Raw genomic sequence first — 13,457 nt, forward strand, 5'->3', positions numbered from 1 at the left:
CGGTGCCCTAGCATGAAGCGGCTTGACTATCGATAGTTTTTGACCAAACGATCAAAAATCGATTGTCGCAAGCGAGAGGGACCACCATGCGTTTCGGGTACAAGGCTTCGGCCGAACAGTTCGGACCCAATGACCTTCTTCGCTTCGCCGTTGAAGCCGAGCAGGCCGGCTTCGATTCGGTCTTCGTCTCCGACCATTTCCAGCCCTGGAAGCACACGGACGGACACGCCCCCTTTGCGCCAGGCTGGATGTCCGCCGTCTTGGCCCGCACTGAAAAGATCGCGCTGGGCACCTCCGTACTCACCCCGACCTTTCGCCTGCACCCCAGCGTGGTCGCCCATGCCTTTGGCACAATGGGCGCCATGTTTCCTGGTCGCGTCATCCTCGGCGTCGGCACCGGCGAGGGACTCAACGAGGTGCCCGCCACCGGCATGGACTGGCCCGAACTCAAGGAGCGCTCGGCCCGGCTGCGCGAAGCGGTTCGGCTGATCCGCCAGCTCTGGTCCGAGGACCGGGTGAGCTTCGAGGGCGAATACTACAAGACCGTCAATGCCACCATCTATGACAAGCCGGCCGAGCCGGTGCCGATCTATATTGCGGCGGGCGGCCCGCTCAACGCCAAATATGCCGGTCGTGCTGGCGACGGCTTCATCTGCACCTCGGGCAAGGGCGCCGAACTTTATGTCGACCAGCTTTTGCCCAATGTGGCCACCGGTCGGGCCGAAAGCGCTCTCAAGGACAAGCCGTTCGAGCGGATGATCGAGGTCAAGGTCTCGTTCGACACCGATGCCGCCCGGGCCCTTGAGGATACGCGCAACTGGGCCGCCCTTTCCCTCTCCGCCGAAGAAAAGCATTCGGTCAAGGATTCAGAGGAAATGGAGCGCCTGGCCGACGCCCTGCCCATAGAACGTGTTGCCAAGCGTTGGATCGTCTCCTCCGACCCTGACGAGCATGTCTCGCAGATCAAGACCTATATCGATTACGGCTTTGATCATCTGGTTTTCCACGCCCCCGGCACCGACCAGAGCCGTTTCCTCGGGCTCTATGCAAAAGAGATTCTGCCAAGGCTGCGGACGCTGATCGGATGACTCCACGCTTCTCCGTCTGGGGCATCACCGGCATCCCCGAGATCGCCCCCAATGATGACCTCGTTGCGCTGATTGCCGAGGCGATCACGACACAGTCCGCCACCGACCCGGATCTGGCTCTGCAATCGGGCGACATCCTCGTGGTCACCTCAAAAATCGTCTCCAAGGCCGAGGGCATGCAGGTACCGGCCGCCGAGCGCGAGCAGGCCATCGCGGCCGATACTGTGCGCGTGGTGGCCGAACGCGTGCATCCAGGGGGCACCTTCCGCATCGTCGAGACCCGCCAGGGCCTGGTCATGGCCGCCGCCGGCATCGACATGTCCAATGTGCCAGAGGGTACCGCCCTGCGTCTCCCCGCCGATCCGGACGCTTCCGCCCGCGCGCTCTGCAAGGGCTTGCGCGAGAGGCTCGGCGTAGAAATCGGCATCATCGTCACCGACACCATTGGCCGCGCCTGGCGCATCGGCCAGACCGACATGGCCATTGGTGCTGCTTGCGTGCAACTGACCGACGATCTGCGCGGCGAAAACGACGCCAACGGCCGGCCCCTGCATGTCACCCAGGCCGTCATTGTCGACGAAATCGCCGGGGCCGCCGATCTGGTCAAGGGTAAGACCACTGGCATCCCTGTAGCCGTGGTGCGCGGGCTTGGCCGCTTCGTAACGCCCCCCGATGCGCCCGGCGCCCGCACCTTGAGCCGCACGGGCGATGACGACATGTTCCGTTTCGGCACCGCCGAAGCCTATCGTCTTGGCTATGAAGCGGCCATGGCGGAAATGAACTCACGCAAAAAGCAAAAGCAGGACTGACCATGCGTCACCTTGGCCGTTTTTCGTTCATCTTGACCCTCCTGGCCCTCCCCGCACAGGCTGCCGCCTATCCCCTGACCCTGGACAATTGCGGCTATACGATCACCATCAACCAGGCACCTGAACGGGTCGTCACCATCAAATCCACGGCAACCGAAATGCTGCTTTCCCTGGGCCTCGGCGACCACATTGTCGGCGTCGGCTTCCAGGACGGCCCCTTGCCCCCGCATCTGGCACTGGCCGGCGCGGGCCTGCCGGTCCTCTCCGACAAGCTGCCCAGCCAGGAAGTCGTCCTGGAGGCCGAACCTGACTTCATCTATGGCGGCTGGGAGAGCAATTTCGCCGCCGACGGCGCCGGTGAGCGCTCGACACTCGCAACGTTCGGCGTCGCCACTTATGTCGCTCCGGCAGCCTGTCGTTCGGTTAAACCGGCCAAGCTGACATTCGATCACCTCTTTGACCAAATCGACGAATTGGGCGCCATCTTCGACGCAGGCGACGCGGCCGCTCGCCTCGTCGCCGAACAGCAGGCGGTCCTCAATGCCGTCACACCAGACCCGCGCGGCCTGACCGCACTGTGGTATTCCTCCGGCACCAAGACCCCCTATGTGGGCGCCGGCAGCAATGCGCCGGCCATGATCATGGAGGCCCTTGGCATCGCCAACATCTATGCCGATATCGACGAAGGCTGGACCTCTGCCTCTTGGGAAGCCATCGTCGACGCCAATCCCGACGTCATCGTTCTGGTCGACGCCGCCTGGAATTCAGCCGAGCAGAAAAAGACACTGCTGGCAGAAAACCCGATCACCAGCCAGCTCGACGCGGTCATCAACCAGCGCTACCTGGTCATTCCGTTTCCCGCCTCTGAGGCTGGCATCCGCAACGTCCCGGCGACTGCAGACATGGCCGCGCAACTGGCCAAGCTGACATTTGGGGAATGACGATCACGCATCGTCTCTCCCTGCCGGCCCTTGCCGTCCTGCTCATCGCCAGCGCTATTGCTGCGGTGACTTTTGGACCGGCCGACATCACACCGGGCGAGGTGTGGTTGGCCATCGCGCACCATCTTGGCATTTTTCCCGAAAGCCCGGTTTCGCGGCTGCGTGATGCGATTGTCTGGGAATTGCGCCTGCCCCGCGTGCTGACCGCTCTTGGGGTCGGGGCCGGTCTGGCGCTGTCCGGAGCCGTAATGCAGGCGCTGACCAGAAATCCGCTCGCCGATCCCTATCTCCTCGGCCTGTCTTCCGGTGCAGCACTGGGCGCGGTCTTGTTCCTGTTGCTGGGGCTCACTCTCCTCATGCCGCTCGGCGCCTTCTTCGGAAGTCTGGGCGCACTGGCGCTGGCGCTGCTCATCGCCCAACTGCTTGGGGGCGCCACCCCCAGCCGGGCCATTCTCGCCGGCATCAGCATCGCCGCCCTGGCCTCGGCCGCCACCTCTTTTCTCATTTTCTGGTCCGCCACAGGCGACAGCTATCGCGAAATCCTGAGCTGGTTGATGGGCTCACTCTCTGGCTCGACATGGTCAGATGCTGGCCTGGTCTGCCTGGCGCTGGCCGCCTGCCTCCCGATCATCCTGGCCAATGGGCGGGCGCTCGACGCCTTCGCCTTCGGCGATACGGCCGCAGCGAGCCTGGGAATCGATGTGCCCCGCCTGCGCTGGACCTTGCTGGGGGCAACGGCTCTGCTGACCGGCATCATGGTGGCGATTGGTGGAGCCATCGGCTTTGTTGGCCTCGTCGTGCCCCATGCCGTACGCCTCGCCGTCGGGTCGGCGCACCGCAAATTGCTACCCCACGTCTTGCTGGCCGGCGCCATCTTCATGCTCTGGACCGACACGGCCGCGCGTACCCTGTTCGATCCGCGCGAACTGCCCGTCGGCATTATCACCGCCCTGATCGGCGCGCCGGTTTTCCTGGCTGTCCTGCTGCGCTACCGGAGGATCACATGAGCCTCTCGGTCACCGCCCTATCGGTCGAGAAATCTGGCACAGCCATCCTGTCCGATGTCGGCTTTTCCGCACCGCCCCGGCGCATTACCGGATTGATCGGACCCAATGGCGCCGGCAAGTCGACCCTGCTCTCTGCCCTGCTCGGCCTCCTTCCGGCCAATGGACACATCGCCTTTGAGGGTTACGATCTGCCACGGTTGAACCGACGTGACCGGGCAAGACTGCTGGCTCTCGTCGAGCAATCCGCTGCCACCGAAGAGCGCCTGAGCGTGCGCGACGTTGTCGCTCTTGGCCGCATACCATACGAGGCCGCATGGCAATCGGAACCCAGCCCGGAAGATGACACGATCATCGACAAGGCCCTGTCTGACACGGGCACCACGGGCTTTGCTTCAAGACGGTTTACCACCCTCTCAGGCGGTGAACAGCAGCGCGTGCATGTGGCCCGCGCTTTGGCCCAGCAGCCCCGCCTGCTACTGCTCGACGAGCCGACCAGCCATCTAGACATCCGCGCCCAGCTTCAGCTTCTGGCCCTGCTCCGGCAAAAGGCCGGGGCCGGCATGACCATATTGGTGGCCCTGCATGACCTCAACCTGGCGGTCCGGTTCTGCGACCACCTGGTCGTGCTGGCCAATGGCCGCGTAGCCGCCCAGGGTTCACCAGCCGAAATCCTTACCCCGGAACTGCTGCGCTCGGTCTATGGGGTATCTGCCAGGCTGGTGTCCGACACTACCAATGGCCGCCCCCTGATCGTCTACGACGAGGCGATTGCCGAGGGCGACGCGCAAATACCCGATTGACAATCGTGCCTCAGGCACTCAAAAATTTGATCGACTGGTCAAATTTCCAGATCAAAGGGAGCGCAGAGGGACACAATGGAATTCGGTATCACCTTCAAGGGCTTTATCGAGCATGAGCGCGCCCGCTATCTGGTTCGCGCTGCCGAATATGCCGGCTTCTCCTATTGCTGGTTCTATGACAGCCATATTCTCTGGCGCGATTGCTACGCCGCCATTGCCATGTGCATGGAACACACCACCGACATGCGTTTCGGTCCGCTGGTTACCAATCCCGATGTCCGCGACTGGTCGGTCGCTGCCTCCATTTTCGGCTCGCTTTCAAAGCAGTCCGGCGGGCGCTTCGATCTCGCCGTCGGGCGCGGCGATTCTTCGATGCGCGTCATGGGCAAGAAGCCCGCCACCCTCAAGCGCGTGGCCGAATTCATCGACAAGACCAAGGCCATGGTGCGTGGCGAGGAAGTGTCCTATGGCGAGATCCCCGCGGCGGTGAAATTCCCCTGGGCGGTCGGCCACGAAATGCCGAGCTGGATCGCCGCCTATGGCCCGCTGGCCCTCAAGACGGCCGGAGAGCACGCCGAAGGCGTCGTGTTGCAGATCGCCGATCCGGGCTTGTGTAAATGGTTCACCGACCAATGCATCGATGCGGGCAAGGCGGCTGGCAAGGACATGTCCGGCTTCCGCTCCATGGCCGCCGCCCCGGCTTATTTCGGCGAGAAAAAGCGCGCCATCGAGCATGTGAAGTGGTTCCCGGCAATGGTGGGCAATCATGTCGCCGACATTGTCGAGAAATACGGCGCGGACAGCAACAAGGTGCCGTCGAGCCTGACCAGCTATATCGAAAAGCGCCGTGGCTACGACTATTCCAAGCACGGGCAGGCCGATAATCCCTATCTCGATTTCATCACCGACGATGTGGTGGAAAGCTTCTGTGTGCTCGGAGAACCCGAGGACCACATCAAGAAGCTGCATGAACTGGAGGCTGCGGGGGTCACCCAGTTCAACATCTATCTCGACAGCGGCGATGAGGAGGAAATCATCGCCAATTATGGAAGGCACGTCATTCCGGCCTTCCGCTGAACTTTGGAAAAGGCGCGCCGCATGGTGCGCCTTTTTTGTATTGGCATCAACGCCTTGTCGCGAGCTGGGAAGCGCGAACACTTGGGGAAGGATGCTAAGACCACTTCCACAAACCGCTCTGTGACGTCTAAATGACGACAGGGAGGCGAAAATGAACAAGAAACCAAAAACGGGGAACGAAAATGGGAAATCTCAATCGTCGCACTCTGGTCGCGGCACTCGGGCTGACCACCGCGCTTAGCTTCACCGGCGCCTCCTGGGCCCAGGACGTGCCCAAGGTGGCAGCCATCTGGACCGTGCCGGTCGAACAGCAATGGGCCAGCCGCCTGCACAACGCCTTGGTCGCCGCCGAGGATCGCGGCGAGATCGACTATGTCTATTCGGAAAACATCACCAATACCGATTATGAGCGCGTCATGCGCGAATATGCCGAACAGGGTATTGCCCTGATGGTCGGCGAGGCTTTTGGTGTCGAGCAGCCCGCTCGTACCGTCGCCGCAGACTATCCCGAGATCAGCTTCCTAATGGGGTCGTCCCTGCCGCCAGTAGAGCCGAATTTTGCCACCTTCGACAATTTTATCCACGAGCCCAGCTATCTCACCGGCATCATCGCCGGCATGAAGACCGAAACCGACCAGATCGGCATGGTGGGCGGCTATGCTATTCCCGAGGTCAATCGCCTCATGCACGCCTTCATGGCCGGCGCCCTCTCGGTCAATCCGGACGTGACCTTCTCGGTCAGCTTCATCAACTCCTGGTACGATCCGCCCAAGGCCAAGGAAACCGCCTTCGCCATGGTCGATGCGGGTGCCGACATCCTCTATGCCGAGCGTTTTGGCGTCTCCGACGCCGCCAAGGAGCGCGGCATTTTCGCTATCGGCAATGTCATCGACACGGCAGCCGACTATCCCGGCACCATCCTCGCCTCCGCCCTCTGGCATGGCGAGCCGATGATCGACCAGGCCATTGCCGACGTGAAGAACGGCTCCTTCGAGGCCAAGGATTACGGCATCTACGCCTTCATGGAATATGGCGGCTCGTCCATGGTAGTCGATGAAGAACTGGCCGGCGCCGCAGCCGTCGAGGCGGCCAAGGCCGTCGAAGCCTCTATTCTTGATGGCTCCTTCACCGTCGAAATCAACGACAGTGAGCCGACTTCGACGCAGTAAGCTAGCCTCAACCCGCTCCTCCCCTTGAAAAGACAGGGGGAGGAGCGGGTTCGTGGTTTCCGCGAGCCCTAAATTCAACGCGATGTGGTCCCTCCCCCTCTCAGGGGGAGGTTACGAGGGGGTCTCCCCAAAGGAGCAAGAACCCATGACGGACCCCGCAATCCTCCTCTCCCTGGATAACATCACCAAGCGTTTCGGCGCCCTTGTCGCCAACGACGCCATTTCCCTCGACCTCCGCGAGAGCGAAATCCTCGCGCTTCTGGGCGAAAACGGCGCCGGCAAGACCACACTGATGAACATCCTGTTCGGCCATTATGTGCAGGATGAGGGGCTTGTCCGCGTCAGGAGCAATGGCGGGGACATGAACAGCTTGCCTCCGGGGTCTCCCGGCGCGGCCCTGGCTGCCGGCGTTGGCATGGTCCATCAGCATTTCACCCTGGCCGAGAACCTCTCCGGCCTCGACAATATCCGCCTCGGTACGGAGCCTCTGCTCTCCCTGGGACGGCGCGCCATGGCGCGCACCAGGATCAAATCCATCATCGCCGAAAGCGGGCTGGAGGTCGATCTTGACCGCCGCGTTGCCGACCTCACCGTCGGCGAGAAGCAGCGCATCGAGATACTCAAGGCACTCTATCGCGACGCCCGCGTCCTCATTCTGGACGAACCCACCGCCGTCCTGACACCGCAGGAAGCCGAGGGGCTGTTTGTGGTGCTGCGGCGGCTGGCGGCCAATGGCCTTGGGGTCATTTTCATTTCGCACAAGCTGGGCGAAGTGCTGGCTGTCTCGCACCGCATAATGGTTTTGCGCGGAGGCAAAAAGGCTGGTGAGCTGACCGCTGCCCAGGCCGACCGCCGCGCTATTGCCGATCTCATGGTCGGCAAGGCGGTGGCCGAAGTGACGCGCACGCCCGGCAGTATTGGCAAGGCATTGCTCGAATTCGACGACGTCTGTCTGGGCAAGCCATCAACCCGCACCGCCCTCAGTCATGTCAGCTTCAAACTTCGGGCTGGAGAAATCGTTGCCCTCGCGGGCATTTCTGGCAATGGCCAGACAACCATAGCTGCGCTGCTCTCGGGTCTCGCCGTGCCCGACAGCGGCACACTCCGTCTTGATGGTCAGCCCATGACCAGAACCAGTCCACGCCGCCTTGTGGAGGCTGGCTTTGCCCGAATGCCTGAGGATCGTCAACATGATGGCGTCGTTGGCACTATGAGCGTGGCGGAAAATATCGCTATCGAGGATGTGCGATCGCCCGAGCTGTCACGCTTTGGCTTTCTAAACCGGAATGCCATGCAGACCCGCGCGCAAAGTGCCATTGCAGCCTATGATGTGCGGTGTCCCGGCCCCGACGCCGAGGCGCGACTGCTCTCGGGCGGCAATGTCCAAAAGCTCATTCTCGCCCGTGTGCTCGAACGCGAACCCCGCATCATTCTGGCCAACCAGCCCACGCGCGGTCTCGATATCGGCGCCCAGGCCGAAGTGCATCGCCGCATCCTTGCGGCCCGCGACCGGGGCGCCGCAGTGCTTGTCATATCCGAAGATCTCGACGAGCTTTTCGCACTGGCCGATCGGTTTCTGGTGATCCATGCCGGAGAAGTGGTGGAGGCCGGTCCCGCCGACGCCCTGGACCGCGCCACCATAGGCCTGTTGATGGCTGGCCAGTCCCACACCACGGAGCCCCTTGCCCAATGAGCCTCCGCCTCGACCCCCGCGAACACGCCCCCTTGTTCTTGCGCCTGCTTGTCTCCCTAGTGGCGGGTCTGGCCGCCCTGCTGCTGGTGGCCATTCCGGTCATGGCAGCGGGCGCCAACCCATTCGAGGCCTATCTGCTGATGGCGCAGGGCGCCTTTGGTTCGATGTTTGCCCTGTCTGAAACCCTTAATCGCGCTACCCCGCTCATCCTCACTGGCCTCGCCGCCGCCGTCGCCTTTCGCGCCCGGCTATGGAACATCGGCGCAGAAGGCCAGCTCTATATGGGTGCCCTTGCAGCCGTAATGGTTGGCTCGGGATTTCTCCAGCTGCCGGCCCCGCTCGCCATCCCCGCCATCATGCTGGCCGGATTCCTTGCTGGCGGCCTGATGATGGTGATCCCGGCCATGCTCAAGCAGCGCTTCGGCGCTGACGAGGTGGTCATCACCCTGCTGCTGAACTTTGTCGTCATCCTCTTCATCCAGATGCTGATCGAAGGCCCGCTCAAGGACCCGCTGGCCATGGGCTGGCCACAATCGGTCCCGCTCGTCGCAGAAGCCAGGTTCGACAAGTTGATCCCGCGCCTGCGCATGCATTGGGGCCTGATCGTTGGCCTGGTCGCCGCGCTTATCCTCTGGCTCATGGTCAAGCGCACCGTGCTCGGCTTCGAGATCAAAGCGGTGGGGGAGAACAAGGCAGCGGCCCGCTTTGCCGGCATACCGGTAGATGCGACAATGCTCAAGGTCGCGCTGATTTCTGGCGGGTTGGCAGGGCTGGCCGGCGTTAGCGAAGTCGCTGGGGTGAAGGGCTATCTCTCAGCCGATCTCTCGCCCGGTTTCGGCTACTCCGGCATTGTCGTCGCTATGCTGGCTGGCCTCTCGCCCATCGGCAGTGTCCTGGCAGCCATATTCATTGCCGCCGTGTTCGTGGGCGCGGACTCGATGAGCCGCGCCACCGGCATTTCCAACTATCTCGCCGACCTGGTGGTGGCATTGTCTCTGCTCTGTGTGTTGGTTGGCGGCTTCTTCCTGCGCTTCCGCCTGCGCTGGCAATCCCGGCAGGAGGCCTGAGCCATGGATGTCCTTCTCGATATCTTCGCGTCCGCCAACTTCTGGGCCGCAGCCATCCGCATCGCCACCCCGCTGATTTTCGGCGTGCTGGGTGCGCTGATCTGCGAACGCGCCGGCGTGCTCAATCTGGGCATCGAGGGCATTTTCGTCGCCGGGGCCATGGCAGGGTGGCTCGCCGTCTATCTCGGTGCGGGCCTCTGGGGCGGCGTGCTGATTGCAGCGCTTGCAGGCGCCCTGTTCGGCCTGCTGCATGCCTTCCTCACGGTCATTCTGGGCCTTTCCCAGCATGTCTCGGGCATCGGCATTACCCTGCTTGCCACCAGCGCAAGCTATTTCACCTACCGCACCACACTACCCGACGTGTCCTCCCCGCCGCGCATTGCACCATTCCAGCCGATCGCCGTCCCCGGCCTGTCCGACCTGCCTTTTATCGGCCCGGCTCTGTTCCAGCAGACCCTGTTAACCTGGCTGGCCCTGGTGCTGGTCGCTATTGTCGCATTCGTGCTCTATCGCACGCCGCTGGGCCTTGCCATCCGTGCGGTTGGCGACAACCCGGCCTCGGTCGAAGCGCAGGGCCTGTCGGTCCGCGGGCTCAGGATCGGAGCGGTGGTAATAGGTTCGGCCCTGATGGCGCTCGGTGGCGCCTTCCTCACCATGTCGGCTTTTGATGCATTCTTCTTCGGCATGGTCAATGGCCGCGGCTGGATCTGCATTGCACTGGTGGTCTTTGCCTCCTGGCAGCCCGGCAAGGCGCTGCTTGGCGCCCTGCTTTTTGGCGCCTTTGACGCGTTCCAGATCAGATTGCAGGCCGAGATCGGACAGGTCGTGCCCGGTCAGGTCTTCCTGATGATGCCCTATCTGCTTTCCATCCTGGCTCTGGTACTGGTCGCGCGCAAAGCCGACTATCCAAGGGCCCTGCTTCAGCCCTGGACCAAAGGGCAGCGCCACTAACTGCGGGACCATCTATGTTCGACCTCAAGCTCACCAACGCTACCCTGCCCGACGGCCGCACCGGCATCGATATCGGCATCCAGGACGGCCGCATCGCCGCGCTTGAGCCCAATCTGGCCGGTGATTCCAGCGAAACAATCGACGCCGCCGGGCAATTGGTGAGCCCGCCCTTTGTCGACTGTCACTTCCATATGGATGCCACGCTCTCGCTCGGCCTGCCGCGCCACAATGAAAGCGGCCTCTTGCTCGAGGGCATCCAGATCTGGGGCGAGCTGAAGCCTCTCCTCACCCAGGAGGCCGTCATCCAGCGCGCGCTGGACTATTGCGACCTGGCGGTCAGCCAGGGCCTGCTCGCCATCCGAACCCATGTCGACATCTGCGACGCGCGCCTGCTCGGCGTCGAAGCCTTGCTCGAGGTCAAGAGACAGGTCGCGCCCTATATCGACCTGCAGCTCGTCGCCTTCCCGCAGGATGGCTATTTCCGTTCTCCCGGCGCGGTGGACCTGCTCAATCGCGCGCTCGACATGGGTGTCGACGTGGTCGGGGGCATTCCACACTTCGAACGCACCATGGCCGATGGCGCGGCCAGCGTGAAAGCGCTCTGCGAAATCGCTGCCGATCGTGGCCTTCTGGTGGACCTGCATTGCGACGAGACCGACGACCCGCTGTCCCGCCATATTGAAACGCTGACGTACGAGACCCAGCGCCTGGGGCTGTCCGGACGCGTGAATGGCTCGCACCTCACCTCCATGCACTCCATGGACAATTACTATGTTTCCAAACTTCTCCCGCTGATGGCGGAAGCTGGCGTCAGCGCCACCGCCAACCCGCTGATCAATATCGGTATTCAAGGCCGCCACGACACTTACCCCAAGCGGCGCGGCATGACGCGCATTCCCGAAATGCTGACCTACGGAATCACCTGCGCCTTCGGCCATGACTGTGTCATGGACCCCTGGTATTCGCTGGGTCAGGGCGACATGCTTGAAGTCGCCTCGATGGGCTTGCATGTGGCGCAGATGACCAGCCGCGACGCCATGCGCACCTGCTTTGACCTGGTGACCAACGGCCCGGCCGAAATCATGCATCTTGATGGCTATGGCATCGAGATCGGCAACAAGGCCGACATGGTTCTGCTCCAGGCGGCCGACCCCATCGAAGCCATCCGGCTCAAGGCCGCTCGCCTGGCCGTCATTAAATCGGGCAAGGTGATTGCATCCGCACCGCGCCGCCAAAGCGCGCTGTCACTGCGCGGCCGCCCCAATTCCGTTGATGCCTCACGCGTCGGCCCTCGCTGAAGCAGACAAGGCCCTCCCCTGCGAAGGGGAGGGTCGGAATCTCAGTCCTCTTCGACGAACACTTCGGCCCGTTTCTTGCGGATCGAAGGCAGCACAGCCACCAGCACGGCTGCCAGAGCCAGCACCAGCAGAGTTGCCGAGATCGGCCGCGTGATAAATATCGATGGATCGCCGCGCGAAATGATCATGGCGCGCCGCAAATGCTCTTCCAGCAGTGGCCCCAGCACGAAGCCCAGCAAGAGCGGCGCCGGCTCGCAGCCGAAGCGGATCAGCAGATAACCCACGATGCCGAAGAAGGCGATGGCATAGATGTCGTAGATGTTCTGGTTGATCGAGAAGGTCCCGATACAGGCGAACAACACGATGGCCGGGAACAGCACCCGATAGGGGATCGAAAGCATCTTCACCCACAGCCCAACCAGTGGAAGGTTCAGCACGACCAGCAGCAGATTGCCGATCCACATTGAGGCGATGATGCCCCAGAACAGCGCCGGCTGTTCATTGATGACGTTGGGTCCCGGCGTAATGCCTTGCAGGATAAAGGCTCCGATCATCAACGCCATGACTGGGTGTGCAGGGATGCCCAGTGTCATCAACGGAATGAACGAGGTCTGCGCAGCGGCATTGTTCGCCGATTCCGGCCCGGCCACGCCTTCGATAGCGCCTTTGCCGAACTCTTCAGGGTGTTTCGACAGCCGCTTCTCCGCCGAGTATGAGGCGAAGGACGAAAGGATGTGCCCGCCACCAGGCAGCACGCCCAGCAACGAACCGATACCGGTCCCGCGCAGCACCGGCATGACGATGCGCTTGAGATCGTCGCGCGTCAGCCAGAGGTTCTTGACCGCTTTGACGCCGACTTCGCGCTCATGTTCGTTTTCGAGATTGCGCAGGATTTCGGCGACCCCGAACACGCCCACCGCCACGGCGACGAAATTGAGCCCACCGAACAATTCGCGCAGGCCAAAGGTGAACCGTGGCGTGCCGGTATAGATATCCTGCCCCACCATGCCCAGCAGCAGCCCCAGGACGATCATGCCCAGCGCCTTGATGATCGAGCCATGCGCCAGCGCAATGGAAACCAGCAGGCCCAGGACGATCAGCGAAAAATATTCCGGCGCCCCGAAATTGAGCGCGGCCCGCGCCAGCGGCGGCGCAAAGGCCGCGAGGAGGAAAGTCGCCGCCGACCCGGCAAAGAATGAGCCGAGTGCCGCCGCCGCCAGCGCCGGACCGGCACGGCCCTTGCGGGCCATCTGGTAGCCGTCGATCGCGGTCACCGCCGCCGAGCTTTCACCGGGCAAGTTGATCAGAATGGCGGTGGTCGACCCACCATATTGGGCGCCGTAATAGATGCCCGCCAGCATGATCAGTGCGGTTTCCGGGTTCAGCGAAAACGTGATCGGCAACAGCATGGCAATGGTGGCCGTCGGCCCGATGCCCGGCAGCACACCTACCAATGTGCCCAGCAGCACGCCGATGAAACAGTAGAGAATGTTGATGGGATCGAGGGCGACCGAAAAGCCGAGCCCGAGCGACGCAAAAAGGTCCATCATATCGCTC

At 62.6% G+C, this 13,457-nt stretch carries 12 protein-coding genes; 11 read left to right on the forward strand and 1 reads right to left on the reverse strand.

The features are described from left to right. The first annotated feature begins 86 nt into the window (after positions 1-86). The 11 genes from fgd to GO014_RS11710 all read left to right on the forward strand — a co-directional run bounded on the left by fgd (position 87) and on the right by GO014_RS11710 (position 11,900). A complete protein-coding gene (gene fgd / locus GO014_RS11660) occupies positions 87-1,088 on the forward strand; it encodes a glucose-6-phosphate dehydrogenase (coenzyme-F420) (protein WP_157290488.1) in 1,002 nt (333 codons plus the stop codon). Further along, complete coding sequence (cofE, locus tag GO014_RS11665; protein ID WP_157290489.1) at positions 1,085-1,897, forward strand: coenzyme F420-0:L-glutamate ligase; 813 nt, start codon at positions 1,085-1,087, stop codon at positions 1,895-1,897. Before fgd ends, cofE begins: the two co-directional genes overlap by 4 nt. A 2-nt stretch (positions 1,898-1,899) precedes the next feature. Continuing rightward, a complete protein-coding gene (locus GO014_RS11670) occupies positions 1,900-2,838 on the forward strand; it encodes a putative F420-0 ABC transporter substrate-binding protein (RefSeq protein WP_157290490.1) in 939 nt (312 codons plus the stop codon). Continuing rightward, positions 2,835-3,845: a putative F420-0 ABC transporter permease subunit gene (locus GO014_RS11675; protein ID WP_157290491.1), complete on the forward strand. Its 1,011-nt coding sequence runs from the start codon at positions 2,835-2,837 to the stop codon at positions 3,843-3,845. Before GO014_RS11670 ends, GO014_RS11675 begins: the two co-directional genes overlap by 4 nt. Further along, entirely contained in the window at positions 3,842-4,645 is an 804-nt protein-coding gene (locus tag GO014_RS11680) for an ABC transporter ATP-binding protein (protein ID WP_157290492.1), read from the forward strand. Before GO014_RS11675 ends, GO014_RS11680 begins: the two co-directional genes overlap by 4 nt. Before the next feature lie 75 nt (positions 4,646-4,720). After that, complete coding sequence (locus GO014_RS11685) at positions 4,721-5,722, forward strand: TIGR03842 family LLM class F420-dependent oxidoreductase (RefSeq protein WP_157290493.1); 1,002 nt, start codon at positions 4,721-4,723, stop codon at positions 5,720-5,722. 182 nt (positions 5,723-5,904) lie between these two features. Continuing rightward, positions 5,905-6,891 (forward strand): BMP family protein, encoded by a 987-nt coding sequence (locus GO014_RS11690; RefSeq protein ID WP_157290494.1) that lies wholly within the window; start codon positions 5,905-5,907, stop codon positions 6,889-6,891. Between the two features lie 145 nt (positions 6,892-7,036). Beyond that, complete coding sequence (locus GO014_RS11695; protein WP_157290495.1) at positions 7,037-8,584, forward strand: ABC transporter ATP-binding protein; 1,548 nt, start codon at positions 7,037-7,039, stop codon at positions 8,582-8,584. Continuing rightward, positions 8,581-9,651 (forward strand): ABC transporter permease, encoded by a 1,071-nt coding sequence (locus GO014_RS11700; RefSeq protein WP_157290496.1) that lies wholly within the window; start codon positions 8,581-8,583, stop codon positions 9,649-9,651. Before GO014_RS11695 ends, GO014_RS11700 begins: the two co-directional genes overlap by 4 nt. Before the next feature lie 3 nt (positions 9,652-9,654). Then, a complete protein-coding gene (locus GO014_RS11705; RefSeq protein ID WP_157290497.1) occupies positions 9,655-10,602 on the forward strand; it encodes an ABC transporter permease in 948 nt (315 codons plus the stop codon). A 14-nt stretch (positions 10,603-10,616) separates the two neighbouring features. Next, complete coding sequence (locus tag GO014_RS11710; protein WP_157290498.1) at positions 10,617-11,900, forward strand: amidohydrolase family protein; 1,284 nt, start codon at positions 10,617-10,619, stop codon at positions 11,898-11,900. 41 nt (positions 11,901-11,941) lie between these two features. Here GO014_RS11710 and GO014_RS11715 read toward each other — a convergent pair whose 3' ends face one another. Continuing rightward, positions 11,942-13,447: a tripartite tricarboxylate transporter permease gene (locus GO014_RS11715; protein ID WP_165836818.1), complete on the reverse strand. Its 1,506-nt coding sequence runs from the start codon at positions 13,445-13,447 to the stop codon at positions 11,942-11,944. Positions 13,448-13,457 lie beyond the last annotated feature (10 nt).

The sequence above is a fragment of the Devosia marina genome (genome assembly GCF_009758415.1).
In the GTDB taxonomy this organism is placed as follows: Bacteria; Pseudomonadota; Alphaproteobacteria; order Rhizobiales; family Devosiaceae; genus Devosia; species Devosia marina.

Bases quoted from the DNA above. Each gene is read 5' to 3' on its own strand.
- fgd (WP_157290488.1), top strand. From the start codon at position 87: ATGCGTTTCGGGTACAAGGCTTCGGCCGAACAGTTCGGACCCAATGAC.
- cofE (WP_157290489.1), top strand. From the start codon at position 1,085: ATGACTCCACGCTTCTCCGTCTGGGGCATCACCGGCATCCCCGAGATC.
- GO014_RS11670 (WP_157290490.1), top strand. From the start codon at position 1,900: ATGCGTCACCTTGGCCGTTTTTCGTTCATCTTGACCCTCCTGGCCCTC.
- GO014_RS11675 (WP_157290491.1), top strand. From the start codon at position 2,835: ATGACGATCACGCATCGTCTCTCCCTGCCGGCCCTTGCCGTCCTGCTC.
- GO014_RS11680 (WP_157290492.1), top strand. From the start codon at position 3,842: ATGAGCCTCTCGGTCACCGCCCTATCGGTCGAGAAATCTGGCACAGCC.
- GO014_RS11685 (WP_157290493.1), top strand. From the start codon at position 4,721: ATGGAATTCGGTATCACCTTCAAGGGCTTTATCGAGCATGAGCGCGCC.
- GO014_RS11690 (WP_157290494.1), top strand. From the start codon at position 5,905: ATGGGAAATCTCAATCGTCGCACTCTGGTCGCGGCACTCGGGCTGACC.
- GO014_RS11695 (WP_157290495.1), top strand. From the start codon at position 7,037: ATGACGGACCCCGCAATCCTCCTCTCCCTGGATAACATCACCAAGCGT.
- GO014_RS11700 (WP_157290496.1), top strand. From the start codon at position 8,581: ATGAGCCTCCGCCTCGACCCCCGCGAACACGCCCCCTTGTTCTTGCGC.
- GO014_RS11705 (WP_157290497.1), top strand. From the start codon at position 9,655: ATGGATGTCCTTCTCGATATCTTCGCGTCCGCCAACTTCTGGGCCGCA.
- GO014_RS11710 (WP_157290498.1), top strand. From the start codon at position 10,617: ATGTTCGACCTCAAGCTCACCAACGCTACCCTGCCCGACGGCCGCACC.
- GO014_RS11715 (WP_165836818.1), bottom strand. From the start codon at position 13,447: ATGGACCTTTTTGCGTCGCTCGGGCTCGGCTTTTCGGTCGCCCTCGAT.